This window comes from Shigella sp. SIG3, assembly GCF_053555855.1.
Genome location: NZ_JBQZXE010000055.1, coordinates 1 through 23,932, shown reverse-complemented (window position 1 = coordinate 23,932; position 23,932 = coordinate 1). Strand labels below are relative to the sequence as shown.

The following is a 23,932-nucleotide window of genomic DNA, read 5'->3' as shown; positions in this document are numbered from 1 at the left end:
GGTTTGACAGGCACAATCTTGGCACGGGGGGAGCTTGTCACAACTCTGAATCGCCCTGGCGCGACTGGTACTTGTTTAGTGATGATGGCACGGCGCTCGACTGGCTTGGCTATGCCAGCTTGCCGAAGCTGGATTATCAGTCGGAAAGTCTGGTGAATGAAATTTATCGCGGGGAAGACAGTATTGTCCGCCACTGGCTGAAAGCGCCGTGGAATATGGACGGCTGGCGGCTGGATGTGGTGCATATGCTGGGGGAGGCGGGTGGGGCGCGCAATAATATGCAGCACGTTGCCGGGATCACCGAAGCGGCGAAAGAAACCCAGTCGGAAGCGTATATTGTCGGCGAACATTTTGGCGATGCACGGCAATGGTTACAGGCCGATGTGGAAGATGCTGCCATGAACTATCGTGGCTTCACATTCCCGTTGTGGGGATTTCTTGCCAATACCGACATCTCTTATGATCCGCAGCAAATTGACGCCCAAACCTGTATGGCCTGGATGGATAATTACCGCGCAGGGCTTTCTCATCAACAACAATTACGTATGTTTAATCAGCTCGATAGCCACGATACTGCGCGATTTAAAACGCTGCTCGGTCGGGATATTGCGCGCCTGCCGCTGGCGGTGGTCTGGCTGTTCACCTGGCCTGGTGTACCGTGCATTTATTACGGTGATGAAGTGGGACTGGATGGTAAAAACGATCCGTCTTGCCGTAAACCGTTCCCCTGGCAGGTGGAAAAGCAGGATACGGCGTTATTCGCGCTGTACCGGCGAATGATTGTGCTGCGTAAGAAAAGTCAGGCGCTGCGTCGTGGCGGCTGTCAGGTGCTGTATGCGGAAGATAACGTAGTGGTATTTGTCCGCGTGCTGAATCAGCAACGTGTACTGGTGGCAATCAACCGTGGCGAGGCCAGTGAAGTGGTGCTACCCGCGTCACCGTTTCTCAATGCCGTGCAATGGCAATGCAAAGAAGGGCATGGGCAACTGACTGACGGGATTCTGGCTTTGCCTGCCATTTCGGCTACGGTATGGATGAACTAACGTTTTATAACGCCTTGTGTGACGCCTGCGCCATCATCCGCGGATAAAACTGCCAGAAGCGGGTTTCGAGGGCGTCATAATGAGCGTCTAAATCGTACCAGGAGTCACGCAGGGCATCCAGACGTGGGCGGCGGCTTGCCATGCCGTTTAACACGTTCTGGATGAAATCCATATCGCGATAGCGCACCAGCCACTGCTCTGACCACAAGTAATTGTTCAGATTGATAAAACGTGGCGGTGAGTCCGGCAAAATCGTCATCACTTGCTCGCGGGCATAACAGACAAATTCCTGTAGTGGAAAGTCCGGCGACAGCTGCGACCAGTGGCGGGAAAGAAAGTGATCCCACATGACATCCAGCGTAATAGGCGCAACGCGGCGCGTTTCACTACGAAACCACTCCCGTGCTTCGCGGACTTCCGGCAGATTGTCAGTCAATACGTCGATGCATATGAATGCCAGCCACGACGTCGGGCGGAAAACTTTCTTCAGGATTTCCGCGTACGAAATCAGCCAGTAAATTGCCAGAAAGCGAGCTTTCCGCGAGATGGGCTAAATGCAGGTGAGCTAAAAAATTCATCGATTATATTCTATCCAAAGGGGGGTAAAGGTTGCAGGGAGAGCGCCCCGGCACTAGACTACCCGACTCTTATTTTAGTCTGAGTCAGTGTCATGCGCGTTACCGATTTCTCCTTTGAATTGCCCGAATCCCTGATTGCCCACTATCCCATGCCTGAACGCAGTAGCTGTCGTTTACTGTCGCTGGACGGGCCGACGGGTGCGCTGACGCACGGTACTTTCACCGATTTACTCGATAAGCTCAACCCCGGCGATCTTCTGGTTTTTAATAATACCCGCGTGATCCCGGCGCGTCTGTTTGGGCGTAAAGCCAGCGGCGGTAAGATTGAAGTGCTGGTTGAGCGGATGCTCGACGACAAACGCATTCTTGCGCATATTCGCGCCTCGAAAGCGCCAAAACCTGGCGCAGAACTGTTGCTGGGCGATGACGAAAGTATCAACGCAACAATGACCGCGCGCCACGGCGCACTGTTTGAAGTCGAATTTAATGATGAACGCTCGGTACTGGATATCCTCAACAGCATCGGCCATATGCCGCTGCCGCCGTATATCGATCGTCCGGACGAAGACGCTGACCGCGAACTTTATCAAACCGTTTATAGCGAAAAACCGGGCGCGGTTGCAGCCCCGACCGCTGGTCTGCATTTTGACGAGCCTTTGCTGGAAAAATTACGCGCCAAAGGCGTGGAGATGGCGTTTGTGACGTTGCACGTTGGTGCGGGCACCTTCCAGCCGGTGCGCGTCGACACCATTGAAGATCACATCATGCACTCGGAATACGCTGAAGTACCGCAGGATGTGGTAGACGCGGTACTGGCGGCGAAAGCGCGCGGTAACCGGGTGATTGCGGTTGGCACCACTTCAGTACGTTCGCTGGAAAGCGCGGCACAGGCGGCAAAAAACGATCTTATCGAACCGTTCTTTGACGATACCCAAATCTTTATCTATCCGGGCTTCCAGTACAAAGTGGTCGATGCGCTGGTGACGAACTTCCACTTGCCAGAGTCGACGCTGATTATGCTGGTTTCGGCCTTTGCCGGTTATCAACACACCATGAATGCCTATAAAGCGGCGGTAGAAGAGAAATATCGCTTTTTTAGTTACGGTGATGCGATGTTTATCACGTACAATCCGCAGGCAATTAATGAGCGCGTCGGGGAGTAATTCCGCGGCGCTGGTTTAAACGTTGGACTGTTTTTCTGACGTAGTGGAGAAAAAATGAAATTTGAACTGGACACCACCGACGGTCGCGCACGCCGTGGCCGCCTGGTCTTTGATCGTGGCGTAGTGGAAACGCCTTGTTTTATGCCTGTTGGCACCTACGGCACCGTAAAAGGGATGACGCCGGAAGAAGTTGAAGCCACTGGCGCGCAAATTATCCTCGGCAACACTTTCCACCTGTGGCTGCGCCCGGGCCAGGAAATCATGAAACTGCACGGCGATATGCACGATTTTATGCAGTGGAAAGGACCGATTCTTACCGACTCCGGCGGCTTCCAGGTCTTCAGCCTTGGTGATATTCGTAAAATCACCGAACAGGGCGTTCACTTCCGTAACCCGATCAACGGCGACCCGATTTTCCTCGACCCGGAAAAGTCGATGGAGATTCAGTACGATCTTGGTTCGGATATCGTCATGATCTTTGATGAGTGTACGCCGTATCCTGCTGACTGGGATTACGCAAAACGCTCTATGGAGATGTCTCTGCGTTGGGCGAAGCGTAGCCGTGAGCGTTTTGACAGTCTTGGTAACAAAAATGCGTTATTTGGTATAATTCAGGGCAGTATTTACGAAGATTTACGTGATATATCTGTTAAAGGTCTGGTAGATATCGGCTTTGATGGCTACGCTGTCGGCGGTCTGGCTGTGGGTGAGCCGAAAGCAGATATGCACCGTATTCTGGAGCATGTGTGTCCGCAAATTCCGGCAGACAAACCGCGTTACCTGATGGGCGTTGGTAAACCGGAAGACCTGGTTGAAGGCGTACGTCGCGGTATCGATATGTTTGACTGCGTAATGCCAACCCGCAACGCCCGAAATGGTCATTTGTTCGTGACCGATGGCGTGGTGAAAATCCGCAATGCGAAATATAAGAGCGATACTGGCCCACTCGATCCTGAGTGTGATTGCTACACCTGTCGCAATTATTCACGCGCTTACTTGCATCATCTCGACCGTTGCAACGAAATATTAGGCGCGCGACTCAACACCATTCATAACCTTCGTTACTACCAGCGTTTGATGGCGGGTTTACGCAAGGCTATTGAAGAGGGTAAATTAGAGAGCTTCGTAACTGATTTTTACCAGCGTCAGGGGCGAGAAGTACCACCTTTGAACGTTGATTAATATTAATAATGAGGGAAATTTAATGAGCTTTTTTATTTCTGATGCGGTAGCGGCAACGGGTGCACCGGCGCAAGGTAGCCCGATGTCTTTGATTTTGATGCTGGTGGTATTCGGTCTGATTTTCTATTTCATGATCCTGCGTCCACAGCAGAAGCGCACCAAAGAACACAAAAAGCTGATGGACTCCATTGCCAAAGGTGATGAAGTTCTGACGAACGGTGGCCTGGTTGGTCGCGTAACCAAAGTAGCGGAAAACGGCTACATTGCTATCGCGCTGAATGACACCACTGAAGTAGTTATTAAACGTGACTTCGTAGCTGCCGTCCTGCCGAAAGGCACCATGAAGGCGCTGTAATTAAAATTTTTCCCTAAGGGAATTGCCGTGTTAAACCGTTATCCTTTGTGGAAGTACGTCATGCTGATCGTGGTGATTGTCATCGGTCTGCTGTATGCGCTTCCCAACCTGTTTGGTGAGGATCCGGCTGTTCAGATCACTGGTGCGCGCGGAGTCGCCGCCAGTGAGCAAACGCTGATCCAGGTCCAGAAAACGTTACAAGAAGAAAAAATAACTGCTAAGTCTGTGGCACTGGAAGAGGGCGCTATTCTTGCGCGCTTCGACTCCACTGACACCCAGTTGCGCGCTCGTGAAGCATTAATGGGCGTTATGGGTGACAAATACGTCGTGGCGCTTAACCTTGCCCCGGCAACGCCGCGCTGGCTGGCAGCTATTCATGCTGAGCCGATGAAGCTCGGCCTTGACCTGCGTGGCGGCGTTCACTTCCTGATGGAAGTGGATATGGACACCGCGCTTGGCAAACTCCAGGAACAAAATATCGATAGCCTACGCAGTGACCTGCGCGAAAAGGGCATCCCGTATACCACTGTTCGTAAAGAAAACAACTACGGCCTGAGCATCACTTTCCGCGATGCTAAAGCTCGTGATGAAGCCATTGCGTATCTGAGCAAGCGCCATCCGGACCTGGTGATTAGCAGCCAGGGCAGCAACCAGCTGCGTGCGGTAATGAGCGATGCTCGTCTGAGTGAAGCGCGTGAATATGCGGTGCAGCAGAACATTAATATCCTGCGTAACCGTGTAAACCAACTTGGCGTGGCGGAGCCGGTGGTTCAGCGTCAGGGTGCTGACCGTATCGTTGTTGAACTGCCTGGTATTCAGGACACTGCGCGTGCGAAAGAGATTCTGGGCGCGACGGCAACGCTGGAATTCCGTCTGGTAAACACCAATGTTGATCAGGCCGCTGCGGCATCCGGTCGCGTACCGGGCGACTCTGAAGTGAAACAGACCCGCGAAGGTCAGCCGGTTGTGCTGTACAAACGCGTAATTCTGACTGGTGACCATATCACCGACTCCACTTCCAGCCAGGACGAATACAACCAGCCGCAGGTTAACATCTCGCTCGATAGCGCTGGTGGCAACATTATGTCTAACTTCACCAAGGACAACATCGGCAAACCGATGGCAACCCTGTTTGTGGAGTACAAAGACAGCGGTAAGAAAGATGCAAATGGTCGTGCGGTTCTGGTGAAACAGGAAGAGGTGATTAACATCGCCAACATCCAGTCTCGTCTGGGTAACAGCTTCCGTATCACCGGCATCAACAACCCGAACGAAGCCCGTCAGCTGTCACTGCTGCTGCGTGCCGGTGCGTTGATCGCGCCGATTCAGATTGTTGAAGAACGTACAATTGGCCCGACCCTGGGTATGCAGAACATTGAGCAGGGGCTGGAGGCTTGCCTTGCCGGTCTGCTGGTTTCTATTCTGTTCATGATCATCTTCTATAAGAAGTTTGGTCTGATTGCGACCAGTGCTCTGATTGCCAACTTGATCTTGATCGTCGGTATTATGTCGCTGTTGCCAGGCGCAACACTGAGTATGCCAGGTATCGCGGGTATCGTCTTAACCCTTGCGGTAGCGGTCGATGCGAACGTACTGATCAACGAACGTATTAAAGAAGAGTTGAGCAACGGACGTACTGTTCAACAGGCAATTGATGAAGGTTATCGTGGCGCATTCAGTTCTATCTTCGATGCGAACATCACCACGCTGATTAAAGTCATCATCCTGTACGCAGTGGGTACCGGGGCAATTAAAGGGTTCGCGATTACTACCGGTATCGGTGTGGCGACGTCGATGTTTACCGCGATTGTCGGTACGCGTGCCATCGTAAACCTGCTATATGGCGGCAAGCGCGTCAAGAAGCTGTCAATCTGAGGAGTGCGATGTGGCACAGGAATATACTGTTGAACAACTAAACCACGGCCGTAAAGTCTATGACTTTATGCGCTGGGACTACTGGGCTTTCGGCATCTCTGGTCTGCTGTTAATCGCTGCTATCGTTATTATGGGCGTGCGCGGCTTTAACTGGGGGCTGGATTTCACCGGTGGTACGGTTATCGAAATTACGCTCGAAAAACCGGCTGAAATTGACGTAATGCGTGATGCATTGCAAAAAGCCGGTTTTGAAGAGCCAATGCTGCAAAACTTTGGTAGCAGCCACGACATCATGGTCCGTATGCCGCCTGCTGAAGGCGAAACCGGCGGTCAGGTGCTGGGCAGCCAAGTTCTGAAGGTGATTAACGAATCCACCAATCAGAATGCAGCAGTGAAGCGTATTGAGTTCGTCGGTCCGAGCGTGGGGGCAGACCTTGCGCAAACCGGTGCGATGGCGTTGATGGCAGCGCTGCTGTCTATCCTCGTGTACGTAGGTTTCCGCTTTGAGTGGCGACTGGCGGCAGGGGTGGTTATTGCGCTGGCGCACGACGTTATCATTACGCTGGGTATTTTGTCGTTATTCCATATCGAGATTGACCTGACCATTGTGGCATCGTTGATGTCGGTTATCGGTTACTCGCTTAACGACAGTATCGTGGTATCGGACCGAATTCGTGAAAACTTCCGCAAGATCCGTCGCGGTACGCCTTACGAAATCTTTAACGTGTCCTTGACCCAGACGCTGCACCGTACCTTGATCACATCCGGTACTACCTTGATGGTTATCCTGATGCTGTATCTCTTCGGTGGTCCGGTACTGGAAGGCTTCTCGCTGACCATGCTTATCGGTGTTTCCATCGGCACTGCATCTTCCATCTACGTAGCATCTGCGTTGGCTCTGAAACTGGGTATGAAGCGCGAACACATGTTGCAGCAGAAAGTGGAAAAAGAAGGGGCGGATCAGCCGTCAATTCTGCCTTAATCAAGTTCCCGTTGATGTTGAAAATCCCGGTCAGAAGATCGGGATTTTTTTTGATGTATGGAGATTGCGAAAATCCCCGCATCTTGGGAAACTGCGCGTAACCCTACATTTCATCCAGGTAACTTTTCATGGCTATCATCCCAAAAAACTATGCACGGTTAGAAAGCGGCTATCGCGAAAAAGCATTAAAAATCTATCCGTGGGTCTGCGGTCGCTGTTCCCGCGAGTTTGTTTATTCTAACCTGCGTGAACTTACCGTTCACCACATTGATCACGACCATACCAATAACCCGGAAGATGGCAGTAACTGGGAATTGTTGTGTCTCTATTGCCACGATCATGAGCATTCGAAATATACCGAAGCGGATCAGTATGGTACGACCGTTATCGCAGGGGAAGATGCGCAGAAAGATGTCGGTGAAGCGAAGTACAACCCATTCGCTGATCTGAAAGCGATGATGAACAAGAAGAAGTGATTAAAACGTAAAATTGCCTGATGCGCTACGCTTATCAGGCCTACGTTATTTCAGCAATATATTGAATTTACGTGCTTTTGTGGGCCGGACAAAGCGTTTACGCCGCATCCGGCATGAACAAAGCACATGTTGTTAACAATCAGAAATGCCGGGAATAAATCCCGGCATTTTCATAATCAGAAGTTGTAACCTACTACCAGGTAACCACCCCAGCCGGTAGAGCGAACGTTGAAGTTGCCGTTGCCGAAGTTCAGTTCTGCATCGTCGTTCCACTGACCACCGTCGTGCCAGTAACGAGCTACGACAGAGTAGTGCCAGTGATCGTAGTTCAGAGCCAGAATATGGCTGGAAGCGATAGAGTTATTAGTACGGGTCTTAATACCGTTGATTGCGTTACCGCTGTCATCCCCTAAATCGGAACCCCAGTCGAAGTTGGTGAAGCCGATGTAGCTCAGCTGACCGCCCCACAGATCGGTAATCGGCACAAAGTATTTAATTTTGAAACGGTAACCGTCCCACTCGTTTTCGTTCGCTGCGCCATAGTTCTGCCACTGGTATTTCGCATAGACGTTCATGGACAGGCTCATCGGCAGGCCAGTGTCGATATCGGTACCCAGACCCATGTACCAGGTGCTCTGGCGACCATCTTTATTACGACCCATGTCGTAAATGTAGTTGTTCGCGAAGTACCACTCTTTGAACGGACCGAAGCTAAGGTCAGTATTGGTCAGCTTGTCGATGGAGAAACGTGGTTCGATTTCCATAAACAGCGGAGAACCGTGGTTCCAGATACCTTTAGCATCGGAGTTACCGCCGAAGAATACCGGCGCATCCGCATAACCATAGAAGTCGAACCAGTCTTTTTTAGCGAATGCTTCGTACTCAAGGTAGGTATCGTTGCGGATCTGCGGTCCGAAACGGGTGTGATAGCTTCCGACAACGTTAACGCTCTGGTGCCACCAGTCGGAAAGATACTGCGGTTTGTCGTTTTCAGCTGCGTTGACAGTAAAAGACGAAGAGAGCGCCAGTACCGCACCGGCTGCCAGTAATGTTTTTTTCATATGTATGCCACTGTTTGAAAATCCCTTGCGGGAGTGAAAAAGGCGCAAATTGCGTTTCTAAATATTTCGTATACAGAGGAGCCTATTATAAAAATCATTGCTCACAAAAATATGTTTCGTTTCACAGTTCTATCATTTACGTAATCGATTGCGTTCACGTTTACACACATTCGGGCGGGGATTGTACTGACTTTCGCCCTTGTTGCAAACTTTTACTATCAATCCAAGTGATGTAAGCAGAGTAACAAAATGACGGGGAAAGATGTTGCGGGACGCACAAAATCGTCCCAAAATACGTTTACTGCATAACAGGTTGAATGTCGTGGATACGTACAAAGCCTAACTGATCCACAGAAATCCCCTTTAATTGTAACGGAATATCAACATCGCTGGGGGCGAGGACGCTGGCAGGGGCATTAATCAATTGATTCTGCACATTGATTTCCTGAAAGTTGTCTATTGTTCCCTGAATTTGCCCATATTCAACAGTTCCGCTGAATGCGGGCAAGGGATCATTCGACTCACCCTGAATACGTAGTGTAAGGGTGGTGCCATCTGTATCAGGCGTAATATTCACCAGCGACATACGTAAAGTACCGATCTGGCTTTCCAGTCTTGCCGGTGTTTTCGCTCCAGGCAGAAGGTAAACCCCACTGCTGGATTTTGCATTCAGCCTGTTTTGCTGAGTGATTTTGACTGTTTCTTGATTGAGTTGCGTCATCTCCTGGTTCAGCGTGCTGACGCTGTGTTTCATCTGTCGCACTTCACTTTGCTGCACACAGGCGCTAAGGCTGAACAGGCTTCCCAGCAGGAGCAGTCGAAAAACGTTAGTATTCATAGGTCGTCCCTTTCTCGTCGCAATTAGCCTAATGGTAGAGGGTAAAAGCAGCGAAAGCATCGATCCTTTATCTCAAAAGCGTTGCGCCTTTGTTGTATCGTCAGTTCAGGGTAAAATAGATTTCCGTTAACCACCTGGTCAGGACGCCGTATGCATTGCCCATTCTGTTTCGCCGTGGACACTAAGGTAATTGACTCTCGTCTCGTGGGCGAGGGTTCATCCGTACGCCGCCGTCGGCAGTGTCTGGTGTGTAATGAACGTTTCACCACCTTTGAAGTGGCGGAGCTGGTTATGCCGCGTGTTGTAAAAAGCAACGACGTGCGTGAACCGTTTAATGAAGAGAAATTGCGTAGCGGAATGCTGCGGGCGCTGGAAAAACGTCCGGTGAGTTCCGATTACGTTGAAATGGCAATCAATCATATTAAATCGCAGCTGCGCGCCACCGGTGAGCGCGAAGTACCGAGCAAGATGATTGGCAATCTGGTGATGGAGCAATTGAAAAAGCTCGATAAAGTCGCCTATATCCGTTTTGCCTCTGTCTACCGCAGTTTCGAAGATATCAAAGAATTTGGCGAAGAGATCGCGCGCCTGGAGGACTAAGCCGTGCAGGACGAGTATTACATGGCGCGGGCGCTAAAGCTGGCGCAACGAGGACGTTTTACCACCCACCCCAACCCGAATGTCGGGTGCGTCATTGTCAAAGATGGCGAAATTGTCGGTGAAGGTTACCACCAACGAGCGGGTGAACCACATGCCGAAGTACACGCGTTGCGTATGGCGGGTGAAAAAGCCAAAGGCGCAACGGCGTATGTGACACTCGAACCCTGTAGCCATCATGGCCGTACGCCACCGTGCTGTGACGCACTCATCGCCGCTGGCGTAGCGCGCGTGGTCGCAGCGATGCAAGATCCTAACCCGCAGGTCGCTGGGCGTGGACTTTACCGTCTGCAACAGGCTGGCATTGACGTCAGCCACGGGCTGATGATGAGTGAAGCCGAGCAATTGAATAAAGGCTTTCTCAAGCGGATGCGCACCGGCTTTCCTTATATTCAGTTAAAACTTGGCGCATCGCTTGATGGCCGCACGGCGATGGCGAGCGGCGAAAGCCAGTGGATCACTTCGCCTCAGGCGCGGCGCGACGTACAACGACAGCGCGCACAAAGTCATGCCATTTTAACCAGCAGCGCCACGGTGCTGGCGGATGATCCAGCCTTAACAGTGCGTTGGTCTGAACTGGATGAACAAACTCAGGCGCTCTACCCGCAACAAAATCTCCGCCAGCCAGTACGTATTGTGATTGATAGCCAAAATCGCGTGACGCCGGAACATCGCATTGTGCAGCAGCCCGGCGAAACCTGGTTCGCGCGTACGCAGGAAGATTCTCGTGAGTGGCCGGAAACGGTGCGTACCTTGCTGATTCCAGAGCATAAAGGTCATCTGGATCTGGTTGTACTGATGATGCAACTGGGTAAACAGCAGATTAACAGCATCTGGGTGGAAGCGGGGCCAACGCTCGCTGGCGTATTGCTACAGGCGGGTTTAGTCGATGAACTGATTGTCTATATCGCACCTAAACTATTAGGCAGCGACGCCCGTGGATTATGCTCGCTGCCAGGGCTTGAGAAATTAGCCGACGCCCCCCAATTTAAATTCAAAGAGATACGTCATGTAGGCCCGGATGTTTGCCTGCATTTAGTGGGGGCATGATCTCCCGGCTCGAAAGGGAAGCAGCGCACGAAATATTATGCTAAAATCCGCCCCCCTGCGGGGCCATACTCGAACCCGAAGGAAGAAAATGAACATTATTGAAGCTAACGTTGCTACCCCGGACGCTCGCGTCGCCATCACCATCGCGCGTTTCAACAACTTTATCAATGACAGCCTGCTGGAAGGTGCAATTGACGCACTGAAACGTATCGGTCAGGTAAAAGATGAAAACATTACCGTTGTTTGGGTGCCTGGTGCCTATGAGCTGCCGCTGGCGGCGGGTGCACTGGCTAAAACCGGTAAATACGACGCGGTGATTGCGCTGGGTACGGTTATTCGTGGTGGCTCTGCCCACTTTGAATATGTCGCTGGTGGTGCAAGCAACGGCCTGGCGCATGTTGCCCAGGACAGCGAAATTCCGGTTGCTTTTGGGGTTCTGACCACTGAAAGCATTGAACAAGCGATCGAACGTGCTGGCACCAAAGCTGGCAACAAAGGTGCAGAAGCTGCACTGACCGCGCTTGAAATGATTAATGTATTGAAAGCCATCAAGGCCTGAAATTAGTAAGGGGAAATCCGTGAAACCTGCTGCTCGTCGCCGCGCTCGTGAGTGTGCCGTCCAGGCGCTCTACTCCTGGCAGTTGTCCCAGAACGACATCGCTGATGTTGAATACCAGTTCCTGGCTGAACAGGATGTAAAAGACGTTGACGTTCTGTACTTCCGTGAGCTGCTGGCCGGGGTGGCGACTAACACCGCATACCTCGACGGACTGATGAAGCCCTACCTGTCCCGCCTGCTGGAAGAACTGGGCCAGGTAGAAAAAGCAGTACTGCGCATTGCGCTGTACGAACTGTCTAAACGTAGTGATGTGCCATACAAAGTGGCCATTAACGAAGCGATCGAACTGGCGAAATCGTTCGGCGCAGAAGACAGCCATAAGTTCGTCAACGGCGTACTCGATAAAGCAGCACCTGTGATTCGCCCTAACAAAAAGTAATATCCAGGCCGGTAGATTCACGGAAGACTGTTCCATGATCGCCGGCCTTTTCTTTTTTACCTGCTGAGGCATAACGTATGGCATGTGGCGAGTTCTCCCTGATTGCCCGTTATTTTGACCGTGTAAGAAGTTCTCGTCTTGATGTCGAACTGGGCATCGGCGACGATTGCGCTCTTCTCAATATCCCCGAGAAACAGACCCTGGCGATCAGCACTGATACGCTGGTGGCGGGCAACCATTTCCTCCCTGATATCGATCCTGCTGATCTGGCTTATAAAGCACTGGCGGTGAACCTAAGCGATCTGGCAGCGATGGGGGCCGATCCGGCCTGGCTGACGCTGGCATTAACCTTACCGGACGTAGACGAAGCGTGGCTTGAGTCCTTCAGCGACAGTTTGTTTGATCTTCTCAATTATTACGATATGCAACTCATTGGCGGCGATACCACGCGTGGGCCATTATCAATGACGTTGGGTATCCACGGCTTTGTTCCGATGGGACGAGCCTTAACGCGCTCTGGGGCGAAACCGGGTGACTGGATCTATGTGACCGGTACACCGGGCGATAGCGCCGCCGGGCTGGCGATTTTGCAAAACCGTTTGCAGGTTGCCGATGCTAAAGATGCTGACTACTTGATCAAACGTCATCTCCGTCCATCGCCGCGTATTTTACAGGGGCAGGCACTGCGCGATCTGGCAAATTCAGCTATCGATCTCTCTGACGGTCTGATTTCCGATCTCGGGCATATCGTGAAAGCCAGCGACTGCGGCGCACGTATTGACCTGGCATTGCTGCCGTTTTCTGATGTGCTTTCTCGCCATGTTGAACCGGAACAGGCGCTGCGCTGGGCGCTCTCTGGCGGTGAAGATTACGAGTTGTGTTTCACGGTGCCGGAACTGAACCGTGGCGCGCTGGATGTTGCTCTCGGACACCTTGGCGTACCGTTTACCTGTATCGGGCAAATGACCGCCGATATCGAAGGGCTTTGTTTTATTCGTGACGGCGAACCTGTCACGTTTGACTGGAAAGGATATGACCATTTTGCCACGCCATAAAGATGTCGCGAAAAGTCGCCTGAAGATGAGTAATCCGTGGCATCTGCTTGCTGTCGGATTCGGAAGTGGATTAAGCCCAATCGTTCCTGGCACGATGGGATCGCTGGCGGCGATCCCTTTCTGGTATCTGATGACCTTTTTACCCTGGCAGCTCTACTCGCTGGTGGTGATGTTGGGGATCTGTATCGGCGTCTATCTTTGTCATCAAACGGCGAAAGATATGGGCGTGCACGATCACGGCAGCATTGTCTGGGACGAATTTATTGGTATGTGGATCACGCTCATGGCGCTGCCGACCAATGACTGGCAGTGGGTTGCCGCCGGGTTTGTGATTTTCCGTATTCTGGATATGTGGAAGCCGTGGCCGATCCGCTGGTTTGATCGCAATGTACATGGCGGCATGGGGATCATGATCGACGATATTGTCGCCGGGGTGATTTCCGCAGGCATCCTGTACTTTATCGGTCATCACTGGCCGCTGGGTATTCTGTCGTAGTTGTGCACCGATGCCTGATGTGACGCTTGTCACGTCTCATCAGGCCTGGACTCTTATTTAAATCCTACGACCGCATGCGGTTTATACGGCGTTTCCAGCTCGGCAATCTGTTCTGGCTTCAAAGTGATATCCACCGCGTTCAGCAGCTCATCAAGCTGTTCTTCCCGCGAAGTTCCGATAATCGGTGCGGCAATGCCCGGTTTACTTAACAACCAGGCCAGCGCAACTTGTGCTCGTGTTGCACCGAGTTCTTCACTGACGCCCGTTAACCGCTCTGCGATCTGCGCGTCATTTTCATCGCTTTCTTTATAGAGATTTTTCCCCACCTCATCAGACACCAGTCGTGCGGTAGTTTCTCCCCATGGACGCGTCAGTCGCCCCCGCGCCATCGGGCTCCACGGAATCACCGCCACGCCCTCCTGATAACACAGAGGCAGCATCTCGCGCTCTTCTTCGCGATAAATCAGATTATAGTGATCCTGCATACTGACAAACTGCGCCCAGCAGTGCTGTTTTTGTAGTTCCAGCGCCTGAGCAAACTGCGAAGCGTGCATGGATGACGCGCCGATATAACGCGCTTTCCCGGCTTTTACCACGTCGTTCAGGGCTTCCAGCGTCTCTTCGATCGGCGTGTTGTAATCCCCGCGATGAATTTGCAGGATATCGACATAATCCATGCCGAGACGTCGCAGGCTGTCGTTGATAGAGCGCAAAATTTGTGCACGGGATAATCCTTCCGGTAAATCACCAACGCGATGGAACACTTTGGTGGCAACGACTACGTCTTCACGACGGGCGAAATCCCGCAGTGCGCGACCAACGATCTCTTCGCTGCTACCATCGGAATAGCTATTGGCGGTATCAAAGAAATTTATGCCACCTTCCAGCGCGCGTTTAATTATGGGACGGCTGTTCTCTTCCGGCAGTGTCCATGCGTGATTACCGCGATCTGGCTCGCCAAAGGTCATACAGCCGAGGCAAAGTCGGGAAACGCGAAGGTCGGTTTTTCCTAAGGGGTTGTATTGCATGCTGCCACTCCTGCCATGAATAATTTCTTAAGCATAGCAGGAGTGGAGTAGGGATTATGCCAGCCAGGCCTTGATTTTGGCTTCCATACCGGCGGCATCGAGGCCGAGTTCGGCGCGCATTTCTTCCTGAGTTCCTTGCGGAATAAAGAAGTCCGGCAGGCCAATGTTCAGCACGGGTACTGGTTTACGATGGGCCATCAGCACTTCGTTCACTCCGCTACCTGCGCCGCCCATAATGGCGTTTTCTTCTACGGTGACCAGCGCTTCATGGCTGGCGGCCATTTCCAGAATTAACGCTTCATCAAGTGGTTTCACAAAACGCATATCGACCAGCGTAGCGTTCAGCGATTCGGCGACTTTGGCCGCTTCTGGCATCAGCGTACCAAAGTTAAGGATCACCAGTTTCTCGCCACGACGCTTCACAATGCCTTTGCCAATTGGTAGTTTTTCCAGCGGCGTCAGTTCCACGCCAACCGCGTTGCCGCGCGGGTAGCGCACCGCGGACGGGCCATCGTTATAGTGATAGCCGGTATAGAGCATCTGGCGACATTCGTTTTCATCGCTCGGGGTCATAATGACCATTTCTGGTATGCAGCGCAGGTAAGAGAGATCAAAAGCGCCCTGGTGAGTTTGACCGTCAGCACCAACAATGCCCGCGCGGTCAATGGCGAACAGGACCGGTAGCTTTTGAATTGCCACGTCATGCAGCACCTGATCATAGGCGCGTTGCAGGAAGGTGGAGTAGATCGCGACAATGGGTTTGTATCCACCAATCGCCAGACCGGCGGCAAAGGTCACTGCGTGTTGCTCGGCAATAGCCACGTCGAAGTAACGATCCGGGAATTTACGTGAAAACTCGACCATGCCGGAACCTTCACGCATCGCCGGAGTAATCGCCATCAGCTTGTTGTCTTTCGCTGCCGTTTCGCACAACCAGTCGCCAAAGATTTTTGAATAGCTCGGCAAACCGCCGCTACTTTTCGGCAAACAACCGCTGGAGGGATCAAATTTAGGCACGGCGTGGAAAGTGATCGGGTCTTTTTCTGCCGGTTCATAACCACGACCTTTTTTGGTCATGATATGCAGGAACTGCGGGCCTTTCAGGTCGCGCATGTTCTTTAGCGTGGTGATAAGCCCCAGCACATCGTGACCGTCCACCGGGCCGATGTAGTTAAATCCCAGCTCTTCAAACAACGTGCCAGGCACCACCATGCCTTTAATATGTTCTTCGGTACGTTTGAGCAGCTCTTTAATGGGCGGCACGCCAGAGAAAACTTTTTTCCCGCCTTCGCGCAGTGAAGAGTAAAGCTTACCGGAAAGCAGCTGAGCCAGATGGTTGTTAAGCGCGCCAACATTTTCGGAAATCGACATTTCATTGTCGTTGAGGACCACCAGCATATCAGGACGAATATCGCCCGCGTGATTCATCGCTTCAAACGCCATGCCAGCGGTAATCGCGCCGTCGCCAATCACACAGACGGTGCGGCGATTTTTGCCTTCTTTCTCGGCAGCAACCGCAATACCAATTCCGGCACTGATGGAGGTTGATGAATGCCCGACGCTTAATACGTCATATTCGCTTTCGCCGCGCCACGGGAACGGGTGCAGACCGCCTTTCTGACGGATGGTGCCGATTTTGTCGCGGCGTCCGGTCAAAATTTTATGCGGATAAGCCTGATGTCCCACATCCCAAATCAATTGGTCAAATGGGGTGTTGTAGACATAGTGCAGCGCCACGGTCAGTTCGACCGTGCCCAGCCCGGAGGCGAAGTGCCCGCTGGAACGGCTCACGCTGTCGAGTAAATAGCGGCGCAGTTCGTCGCAGAGTTTCGGTAAACTCTCTTTCGGCAACAGTCGTAACTCCTGGGTGGAGTCGACCAGTGCCAGGGTCGGGTATTTGGCAATATCAAAACTCATCAGGGGCCTATTAATACTTATTGTTTATTTATTACGCTGGATGATGTAGTCCGCTAGCGCTTCCAGTGCCGAGGTATCGAGTGACTGTTCAGCCAGTTGTTTCAGCGACTGACGGGCATCGTCGATCAGATCCCGGGCTTTCTTCCGGGCTTGCTCAAGACCCAGAAGTGCAGGGTAGGTACTTTTACCAAGTTGCTGGTCGGCACCCTGGCGTTTTCCCAACGTTGCAGTATCTCCTACCACATCCAGGATGTCATCCTGAACCTGGAAGGCAAGGCCGATGCTCTCTGCGTACTTGTCGAGTACTGGCAGAGCACGACGCCCTTTATCTCCGGCGCTTAATGCACCAAGGCGAACGGCGGCGCGAATCAATGCGCCGGTTTTATGACGATGAATACGCTCAAGCGCGTCCAGAGGTACGTGTTTGCCTTCCGCGTCTAAATCTAATGCCTGACCACCGCACATTCCGGCAATACCGCTGGCGCTCGCCAGTTCAGAAATCATCGAAATTCTGTCGCGATCCGACACTTCCGGCATATTGGCATCGCTTAGAATCGAGAACGCCAGCGTTTGTAAAGCGTCGCCAGCGAGAATCGCGTTTGCTTCGCCAAACTTCACATGGCAGGTCGGCAAACCGCGACGCAGATCGTCATCATCCATCGCCGGTAAATCATCATGAATTAATGAGTAAGCGTGGATACACTCTACGGCAGCAGCGGGTGCGTCCAGCGTGTTTGTGCTAACGCCAAACATATGACCGGTGGCATAAACCAGGAAAGGTCGCAGGCGCTTACCACCTAATAATGCGCCATACTGCATGGTTTCGACCACGGGAGTGTTCTGAAAGGGCAGTGGGGCGATAAAACGGCTCAGCGCCTGGTTGGCCTGCTTAACGCAGGCTTCGAATTGCTGCGGAAAGTCCATTACTCATTGTCCGGTGTAAAAGGGGTTAGAGAGGCGTCTTCATTGTCAGACAGCAGAATTTGTACGCGCTGTTCGGCTTGTTGTAATTTGGCCTGCCCCTGACGTGCCAGCTGCACGCCGCGTTCGAACTCGTTCAGCGCCTCTTCCAGCGGCAGGTCGCCACTTTCCAGACGGGTTACAATCTGTTCCAGCTCGCTCAGCGCCTTTTCAAAGCTGGCGGGCGCCTCATTTTTCTTCGGCATAATGAATGTCTGACTCTCAATATTTTTCGCCCCGTCATGGTAACGGACTCAGGGCAAATAGCAAATAACGCGCAATGGTAAGGTGATGTGCGCAGCAAAGCGATGTTAGTGGTATACTTCCGCGCCTGGATGCAGCCGCAGGTGTGGGCTGCTGTATTTTTCCCTATACAAGTCGCTTAAGGCTTGCCAACGAACCATTGCCGCCATGAAGTTTATCATTAAATTGTTCCCGGAAATCACCATCAAAAGCCAATCTGTGCGCTTGCGCTTTATAAAAATCCTTACCGGGAACATTCGTAACGTTTTAAAGCACTATGATGAGACGCTCGCTGTCGTCCGCCACTGGGATAACATCGAAGTTCGCGCGAAAGATGAAAACCAGCGTCTGACTATTCGCGACGCCCTGACCCGTATTCCGGGTATCCACCATATTCTCGAAGTCGAAGACGTGCCGTTTACCGACATGCACGATATTTTTGAGAAAGCGTTGGTTCAGTATCGCGATCAGCTGGAAGGCAAAACCTTCTGCGTACGCGTGAAGCGCCGTGGCAAACATGATTTTAGCTCGATTGATGTGGAACGTTACGTCGGCGGCGGTTTAAATCAGCATATTGAATCCGCGCGCGTGAAGCTGACTAACCCGGATGTAACGGTTCATCTGGAAGTGGAAGACGATCGCCTCCTGCTGATTAAAGGTCGCTACGAAGGTATTGGTGGTTTCCCGATTGGCACCCAGGAAGATGTGCTGTCGCTCATTTCCGGTGGTTTCGACTCCGGTGTTTCCAGTTATATGTTGATGCGTCGCGGCTGCCGCGTGCATTACTGCTTCTTTAACCTCGGCGGCGCAGCGCATGAAATTGGCGTGCGTCAGGTGGCGCATTATCTGTGGAACCGCTTTGGCAGCTCCCACCGCGTGCGTTTTGTCGCCATTAATTTCGAACCGGTTGTCGGGGAAATTCTCGAGAAAATCGACGACGGTCAGATGGGCGTTATCCTCAAACGTATGATGGTGCGTGCCGCATCTAAAGTGGCTGAACGTTACGGCGTACAGGCGCTGGTCACCGGCGAAGCGCTCGGCCAGGTGTCCAGTCAGACGCTGACCAACCTGCGCCTGATTGATAACGTCTCTGACACGCTGATCCTGCGTCCGCTGATTTCTTACGACAAAGAGCACATCATCAACCTGGCTCGCCAGATTGGCACCGAAGACTTTGCTCGCACGATGCCGGAATATTGTGGCGTGATCTCCAAAAGCCCGACGGTGAAAGCGGTTAAATCGAAGATTGAAGCGGAAGAAGAGAAGTTCGACTTCAGTATTCTCGATAAAGTGGTTGAGGAAGCGAATAACGTTGATATCCGCGAAATCGCCCAGCAGACCGAGCAGGAAGTGGTGGAAGTGGAAACCGTCAACGGCTTCGGCCCGAACGACGTGATTCTCGATATCCGTTCTGTCGATGAACAGGAAGATAAGCCACTGAAAGTCGAAGGGATTGATGTGGTTTCTCTGCCGTTCTATAAACTGAGCACCAAATTTGGCGATCTCGACCAGAACAAAACCTGGCTGCTGTGGTGTGAGCGCGGGGTGATGAGCCGTCTGCAGGCGCTCTATCTGCGCGAGCAAGGCTTTAACAATGTGAAGGTATATCGCCCGTAATTTGTAGTTTTTACGTCGCATCTGGTCAGATGCGACGTTTGCCGCATCCGACACTACTCGTAATAATTATAAATCCCTGCCGCCATCACCAGTTGTGATGCCACTTCATGGGCTTTCTCGCGCCCAACCAGCAGGTCGATAATTTTCAGACCAAAGTCGATAGCTGTACCCGGCCCCTGGCTGGTCAGCAATTTTACCCGTGCATCCCAGACGACGCGCTTGTCCTGCCATTGTTCAGCGGGAATTTTGTCTTTCAGCGTCGGGAAGCCGGTCATATTGCCAATCGGAAAGATATCGTGCGGCACCAGCACGGTGGCTGGCGCGGCGCAAATAGCCGCGACGATACGCCCGGAACGGTGGAACTGTTTAACGGTTTCAACCAGCAGAGTGCTATCGCGAAAACACTCCGTGCCTTTAATGCCACCAGGCAGCACGATCACGTCATATTCGCCATCAGCCACTTCGACCAGCGGCGCATCCGCCAGCAGCTTCACGCCGCGCGAGCAGGTAATTGCCAGGTTGCCATCGCTGTCGACGCTGGCAGTGGTGACTTTGATACCGCCGCGAACCAAGAGGTCGATCGTGGTGACGGCTTCAGTCTCTTCACTACCAGGGGCGAGGCAAACCAGTGCCGATGCGCTCATATTCACTCTCCTTTCTTTTTACCATTTCAAACAGGCGGGTGTTTTCCGGTACGGCAATCCCATGCGCGCGGGCGCGGCGTAAGAGAAAACCATTGATATAGTCGATTTCGGTGTGGCGCAGCGCGCGGATATCCTGCAACATCGACGAGATATTTTCCGCTGTGGCATCAATCACCTGCATCACGTAATCACGCAAATCTTCCGCTGAAGTATGATGCCCTTCGCGTTCGATCACTGCCGCGACTTCTTCGCATATTTGCATAATTTCTTGCGGATGATGACGTAATTCACCGTTCGGGCAATTCCAGATGGCAGTCAGTGGATTAATCACGCAGTTGACGGCCAGCTTGCGCCACAGCTCGGCGCGAATATTGTTATGCCAGGCAACGTCAGGCAACACGGTTTGCAAAATATCCGCCAGATAACTGTAATCGCCATCCTGTTGCCGTGCCGGACCGATATGCGTGATTCCGTTTGCCACATGAATAATGACATTGCCGTCGCGGCGGGCGGCATGGGTGGTGGTGCCCATCAGTAATGGCTGCTGAATGTTTTGCAATTCTTCGATGGTGCCCATGCCGTTGTGAATTAACAGTATTGGCGTAGTTACAGGCAGTGTGGATGCGAGGCTTTTGACGGCATCGGAAACCTGCCATGCTTTCAGCGTCACCAGGAGCAGATCGCTGGTGGCGAGAAAATCGGGATCGTTGGCGGTCAGCGATTCGTTAAATATCGAACCATCTGTCTCAACCAGATTCACACTACAATAAGGTTGCGGTACGCGCAGCCAGCCCTGAACTTCATGACCCTGTTTACAAAGTGCTGTAAGCCATAATTGCCCTAAGGCACCGCATCCCAATACGGTAATTTTCATTGTTCCTCCTCACCCACAACCACTCCGGGTGTTCAATAAGGCTATCCCTTAATTGTGCATGCTGTTGCGACTATGCACAATTAAGGGATACGTCCTGGTGCAGGACTGTTGGTTATTTAACTTTGCAGGTATTATGCTTCGCATCAAAAATGAAGGGAGAGGAAAAGATGCCATCTTTCGATATTGTCTCTGAAGTTGATCTTCAGGAAGCACGTAACGCGGTCGATAACGCGAGTCGCGAAGTGGAGTCCCGTTTTGACTTCCGTAACGTTGAAGCCTCATTTGAGCTGAACGACGCCAGCAAAACCATCAAAGTGTTGAGCGAGTCCGACTTCCAGGTCAATCAGTTGCTGGATATTCTGCGTGCCAAGCTGCTGAAGCGCGGCATTGAAGGCAGTTCACTGGATGTACCGGAAAATATCGTTCATAGCGGTAAAACCTGGTTTGTGGAAGCGAAACTGAAACAGGGCATTGAGAGCGCCACTCAGAAAAAAATCGTCAAGATGATCAAAGACAGCAAACTGAAAGTGCAGGCGCAAATTCAGGGCGATGAGATCCGCGTGACTGGCAAATCTCGTGATGATTTGCAGGCTGTCATGGCGATGGTGCGCGGTGGCGATCTCGGTCAGCCGTTCCAGTTCAAAAACTTCCGCGATTAACTTTCTGGATATAGCTACTGATTGTCAGGGCCACCGTGGTGGCCCTTTTGACCATGCATTTATTGAGTTGCAGAGGCGCTTCCTGATGCCCGGTCATAAAGCGACTGAATTAAAACCTGTTGCTCTGGCTCAGGTTTAATTTCCAACTTATGGTAGATTTTGCCAATCTGATAAAGTTGCTCATTACCCACGCTATCTATTTTTGTTATTGCTGGTTGTGTTGTTAATTTATTAAGCGTAAAGGTAATGTGTGCCATGCATTCTGCATTTTTTTGCATACAAATATTCTCCAACAATATCAGATTATGCATACCCAACATTTCCTCTTTTATCAATAATTCCCTGGCATTGTTCCATTCTTTGGCATTTATAAAATATTGAATCATATGATCTGTATTGAAGGCAGGGACATGCTGATGGAACACTCGGTTTGCGCTGGCAGTATCATTACCAAAACTATATAATTCGGCAAGTGATGAAAATAGTCCTCTCATTTCACTTTCAGAATGTGATTTTTGCTCTTTTATATAAAATTCTTCAGCGAAAGATGCGAGATGTTGAGCATATTTGGTTAGACCCACTTCACTAAATTTTTCACCAGTATTACTTATTATTATATCCCAGTCTTCTAATGGTTGATTACTGATCTCTTTAAGAAGAGTCGTGAAATATTTGTCCATTAGCTCATTGTCATGATGACGATACAGGATTTTTAATGCGCTGACTTTGTCTTCATAACAATACTGACTATCATAACAAGCGTATTCTGGTGCTGTCATCAGAAACGCCAGACGTTTTCTCATCAATTCCACCTCATTTAATGAATTTAATAAATTAATGAGGCTTAATTCACTTCTTGTTGATGGGGAAAAGGCAAAAATTTCATCGATAAATACTATGTAATTTGAAAGGCTGTTTTGATAGTCTTGCTGCATATCATTATTTCTATAAAACAATAAAATTCCTTCCAGAGTACTTAAGTAATTCGATTGAGATTCGGTAATGGCTTTGTGTAGACGTTGAGATAAAACCACCGCTTTTTCTTTGTTGCCATTGGCGGCGTAGATATTCATGAGTTTCAAATACTCATCACTATAATGGGATTCACGACTGCTATCTACAGCAATAGCTTTATCAAACATATTCAGCGCCTTATCGGCATAATGAATGGCGTTTTTTATATCGCCTTTTGTTTGATAACCCTCCGCAACTGTAAGTAACATGGTGACTTGCTGATAGGGTATAACAACATTATCTCCATATACAGAATTATAAATACTTATTGCCTTATCAGGAACGATCTGATATGCGACTAACACAGTCGGTAAATAATAATTCAGGGCATTCTCATCGAGGCTGAGAAGCTGCATAGCCTTTTCGGGTTGTTTGCTTTTCATCCAGCTATTGATATAGCTCTCAAAGGATGTAAGAGTAGCCGGTTTATTTAACCCAATTTTTGATAAAAAAGTTAAGGCTGTCTCTGGTGCTTCTTCTTCAGCGACTCTGGAGGCAGTTAAATCCAGATAATATTTAGCGTTTTTCGATTCTGTCTCAAGTTTGCTCAGTAAATTGTAAGCACGTTCAGGGTAGCCAGATACTAATAATTCATATTGCAAATTAAACCATTCAGCCTGCGATCTGAAGGTGGTATTTTCTTCCAGAGGTAAAGCAGAGTTTAGTTTTTTCTCGACGACAGAATAAACATCCGGCTGAGTGGGGTCGCTGGATAAAACCTGATGAGAATAAAAAACAGATAAAATCATTAATAACAAAGTAGATTTCGCTTTCATCGCAAACTATATCCTTTTCTGTTTGATGAACCTTACGTGGTCCCTGAGCGTTTTATTTTGTTTGATGTTCAAGTTCATTTAATGCTTTAAGCGCAGGTTCTATTCCACCTTCTGCCGCATTAGATAGATGAAACCTGGCTTTTTCCATATTTCTCTCAACGCCGTCACCATTCTGATACATCCTTCCCAGATAGAAATGTGCGGCAAAATTACCTTGTGCAGCTGCTTTTTTGAACCAGACACCAGCATCAGGAAGATTCTGTGGTAGTTCTTTTCCGATGAGATATAAATAGCCAATTTCCGCCTGGGCATTACTACTGCCCAGTGTTGCAGCTTGTTGCAGATATGCTAGGTATTTTTCATTGTTTGCAGGTATACCATTGCCTTTGTA

25 protein-coding genes and 1 pseudogene are annotated in these 23,932 nt (G+C 50.8%); 15 read left to right on the top strand and 11 right to left on the bottom strand.

Annotated elements, in window-relative coordinates:
• Nucleotides 1-1,043, top strand: a 1,043-nt coding sequence (gene malZ / locus ACUU1I_RS11750) for a maltodextrin glucosidase (RefSeq protein ID WP_032156943.1), incomplete at its 5' end; no start/stop codon positions are given.
• Nucleotides 1,044-1,047: 4 nt separating this feature from the next.
• Here the strand turns inward: malZ and acpH are convergent.
• Nucleotides 1,048-1,621, bottom strand: a pseudogene (gene acpH, locus ACUU1I_RS11745) (ACP phosphodiesterase).
• Between the two features lie 92 nt (nt 1,622-1,713).
• Here acpH and queA point away from each other — a divergent pair.
• From queA to yajD, 6 genes are all read left to right on the top strand, one after another.
• Nucleotides 1,714-2,784 carry a tRNA preQ1(34) S-adenosylmethionine ribosyltransferase-isomerase QueA gene (gene queA, locus ACUU1I_RS11740; RefSeq protein ID WP_001266503.1) on the top strand — a complete coding sequence of 357 codons (1,071 nt, stop codon included), beginning with the start codon at nt 1,714-1,716 and terminating at the stop codon, nt 2,782-2,784.
• Nucleotides 2,785-2,838: 54 nt separating this feature from the next.
• Nucleotides 2,839-3,966, top strand: coding sequence for a tRNA guanosine(34) transglycosylase Tgt (gene tgt, locus ACUU1I_RS11735; RefSeq protein WP_000667326.1), 1,128 nt, complete (start codon nt 2,839-2,841; stop codon nt 3,964-3,966).
• A 22-nt stretch (nt 3,967-3,988) separates the two neighbouring features.
• The gene (yajC, locus tag ACUU1I_RS11730; protein ID WP_000007629.1) at nt 3,989-4,321 is read left to right on the top strand and encodes a preprotein translocase subunit YajC; all 333 of its coding nucleotides are present in this window, start codon (nt 3,989-3,991) and stop codon (nt 4,319-4,321) included.
• A 27-nt stretch (nt 4,322-4,348) separates the two neighbouring features.
• Nucleotides 4,349-6,196, top strand: a complete 1,848-nt coding sequence (gene secD / locus ACUU1I_RS11725) for a protein translocase subunit SecD (RefSeq protein WP_000934822.1) — start codon at nt 4,349-4,351, stop codon at nt 6,194-6,196.
• Nucleotides 6,197-6,206: 10 nt separating this feature from the next.
• On the top strand, nt 6,207-7,178 hold the full coding sequence (gene secF / locus ACUU1I_RS11720; protein ID WP_000046637.1) for a protein translocase subunit SecF: 972 nt from the start codon (nt 6,207-6,209) through the stop codon (nt 7,176-7,178).
• 128 nt (nt 7,179-7,306) lie between these two features.
• Entirely contained in the window at nt 7,307-7,654 is a 348-nt protein-coding gene (gene yajD, locus ACUU1I_RS11715) for an HNH nuclease YajD (RefSeq protein WP_000974813.1), read from the top strand.
• 176 nt (nt 7,655-7,830) lie between these two features.
• On the opposite strand, the gene tsx is transcribed toward yajD, so the two are convergent.
• Together tsx and ACUU1I_RS11705 are read right to left on the bottom strand one after the other, a co-directional pair.
• A complete protein-coding gene (tsx, locus tag ACUU1I_RS11710; protein WP_001295328.1) occupies nt 7,831-8,715 on the bottom strand; it encodes a nucleoside-specific channel-forming protein Tsx in 885 nt (294 codons plus the stop codon).
• Nucleotides 8,716-9,013: 298 nt separating this feature from the next.
• Nucleotides 9,014-9,553: a SadB/YajI family lipoprotein gene (locus ACUU1I_RS11705; RefSeq protein WP_001382892.1), complete on the bottom strand. Its 540-nt coding sequence runs from the start codon at nt 9,551-9,553 to the stop codon at nt 9,014-9,016.
• A 150-nt stretch (nt 9,554-9,703) separates the two neighbouring features.
• On the opposite strand from ACUU1I_RS11705, the gene nrdR reads away from it, so the two are divergent.
• From nrdR to pgpA, 6 genes are all read left to right on the top strand, one after another.
• The gene (gene nrdR / locus ACUU1I_RS11700) at nt 9,704-10,153 is read left to right on the top strand and encodes a transcriptional regulator NrdR (protein WP_000543539.1); all 450 of its coding nucleotides are present in this window, start codon (nt 9,704-9,706) and stop codon (nt 10,151-10,153) included.
• 3 nt (nt 10,154-10,156) lie between these two features.
• The gene (gene ribD, locus ACUU1I_RS11695; RefSeq protein WP_001150448.1) at nt 10,157-11,260 is read left to right on the top strand and encodes a bifunctional diaminohydroxyphosphoribosylaminopyrimidine deaminase/5-amino-6-(5-phosphoribosylamino)uracil reductase RibD; all 1,104 of its coding nucleotides are present in this window, start codon (nt 10,157-10,159) and stop codon (nt 11,258-11,260) included.
• Between the two features lie 88 nt (nt 11,261-11,348).
• On the top strand, nt 11,349-11,819 hold the full coding sequence (gene ribH / locus ACUU1I_RS11690; protein WP_001021160.1) for a 6,7-dimethyl-8-ribityllumazine synthase: 471 nt from the start codon (nt 11,349-11,351) through the stop codon (nt 11,817-11,819).
• 19 nt (nt 11,820-11,838) lie between these two features.
• Nucleotides 11,839-12,258 (top strand): transcription antitermination factor NusB, encoded by a 420-nt coding sequence (nusB, locus tag ACUU1I_RS11685; RefSeq protein WP_000801125.1) that lies wholly within the window; start codon nt 11,839-11,841, stop codon nt 12,256-12,258.
• A gap of 77 nt (nt 12,259-12,335) precedes the next feature.
• Complete coding sequence (thiL, locus tag ACUU1I_RS11680) at nt 12,336-13,313, top strand: thiamine-phosphate kinase (protein ID WP_000752112.1); 978 nt, start codon at nt 12,336-12,338, stop codon at nt 13,311-13,313.
• The gene (gene pgpA, locus ACUU1I_RS11675; RefSeq protein WP_000154044.1) at nt 13,291-13,809 is read left to right on the top strand and encodes a phosphatidylglycerophosphatase A; all 519 of its coding nucleotides are present in this window, start codon (nt 13,291-13,293) and stop codon (nt 13,807-13,809) included. The genes thiL and pgpA overlap by 23 nt, the downstream gene beginning before the upstream one ends.
• 53 nt (nt 13,810-13,862) lie before the next feature.
• Here the strand turns inward: pgpA and yajO are convergent, their stop codons facing one another.
• From yajO to xseB, 4 genes are read right to left on the bottom strand one after another with little or no spacing between them, the layout of a single operon-like run.
• Nucleotides 13,863-14,837, bottom strand: coding sequence for a 1-deoxyxylulose-5-phosphate synthase YajO (gene yajO, locus ACUU1I_RS11670; RefSeq protein ID WP_001199780.1), 975 nt, complete (start codon nt 14,835-14,837; stop codon nt 13,863-13,865).
• 54 nt (nt 14,838-14,891) lie between these two features.
• The gene (gene dxs, locus ACUU1I_RS11665; RefSeq protein WP_000006824.1) at nt 14,892-16,754 is read right to left on the bottom strand and encodes a 1-deoxy-D-xylulose-5-phosphate synthase; all 1,863 of its coding nucleotides are present in this window, start codon (nt 16,752-16,754) and stop codon (nt 14,892-14,894) included.
• 24 nt (nt 16,755-16,778) lie between these two features.
• Nucleotides 16,779-17,678 carry a (2E,6E)-farnesyl diphosphate synthase gene (gene ispA, locus ACUU1I_RS11660; RefSeq protein ID WP_000347207.1) on the bottom strand — a complete coding sequence of 300 codons (900 nt, stop codon included), beginning with the start codon at nt 17,676-17,678 and terminating at the stop codon, nt 16,779-16,781.
• Nucleotides 17,678-17,920: an exodeoxyribonuclease VII small subunit gene (gene xseB / locus ACUU1I_RS11655; protein WP_001124935.1), complete on the bottom strand. Its 243-nt coding sequence runs from the start codon at nt 17,918-17,920 to the stop codon at nt 17,678-17,680. The genes ispA and xseB overlap by 1 nt, the downstream gene beginning before the upstream one ends.
• 205 nt (nt 17,921-18,125) lie before the next feature.
• On the opposite strand from xseB, the gene thiI reads away from it, so the two are divergent.
• Nucleotides 18,126-19,574 carry a tRNA uracil 4-sulfurtransferase ThiI gene (gene thiI, locus ACUU1I_RS11650; protein WP_000668704.1) on the top strand — a complete coding sequence of 483 codons (1,449 nt, stop codon included), beginning with the start codon at nt 18,126-18,128 and terminating at the stop codon, nt 19,572-19,574.
• Nucleotides 19,575-19,627: 53 nt separating this feature from the next.
• On the opposite strand, the gene yajL is transcribed toward thiI, so the two are convergent.
• Together yajL and panE are read right to left on the bottom strand one after the other, a co-directional pair.
• Nucleotides 19,628-20,218, bottom strand: coding sequence for a protein deglycase YajL (gene yajL / locus ACUU1I_RS11645; RefSeq protein ID WP_001276325.1), 591 nt, complete (start codon nt 20,216-20,218; stop codon nt 19,628-19,630).
• Nucleotides 20,181-21,092 carry a 2-dehydropantoate 2-reductase gene (panE, locus tag ACUU1I_RS11640; protein WP_000705865.1) on the bottom strand — a complete coding sequence of 304 codons (912 nt, stop codon included), beginning with the start codon at nt 21,090-21,092 and terminating at the stop codon, nt 20,181-20,183. The genes yajL and panE overlap by 38 nt, the downstream gene beginning before the upstream one ends.
• Nucleotides 21,093-21,259: 167 nt before the next feature.
• Between panE and yajQ the strand changes: the two genes are divergently transcribed.
• Nucleotides 21,260-21,751 (top strand): nucleotide binding protein YajQ, encoded by a 492-nt coding sequence (gene yajQ / locus ACUU1I_RS11635; protein WP_001138904.1) that lies wholly within the window; start codon nt 21,260-21,262, stop codon nt 21,749-21,751.
• A 59-nt stretch (nt 21,752-21,810) separates the two neighbouring features.
• On the opposite strand, the gene ACUU1I_RS11630 is transcribed toward yajQ, so the two are convergent.
• Both ACUU1I_RS11630 and ACUU1I_RS11625 read right to left on the bottom strand, forming a co-directional pair.
• Nucleotides 21,811-23,541, bottom strand: coding sequence for a tetratricopeptide repeat protein (locus tag ACUU1I_RS11630; protein ID WP_000645009.1), 1,731 nt, complete (start codon nt 23,539-23,541; stop codon nt 21,811-21,813).
• Nucleotides 23,542-23,593: 52 nt separating this feature from the next.
• Nucleotides 23,594-23,932: tetratricopeptide repeat protein (locus tag ACUU1I_RS11625; RefSeq protein ID WP_449144839.1), on the bottom strand; the 339-nt coding region annotated here is incomplete at its 5' end.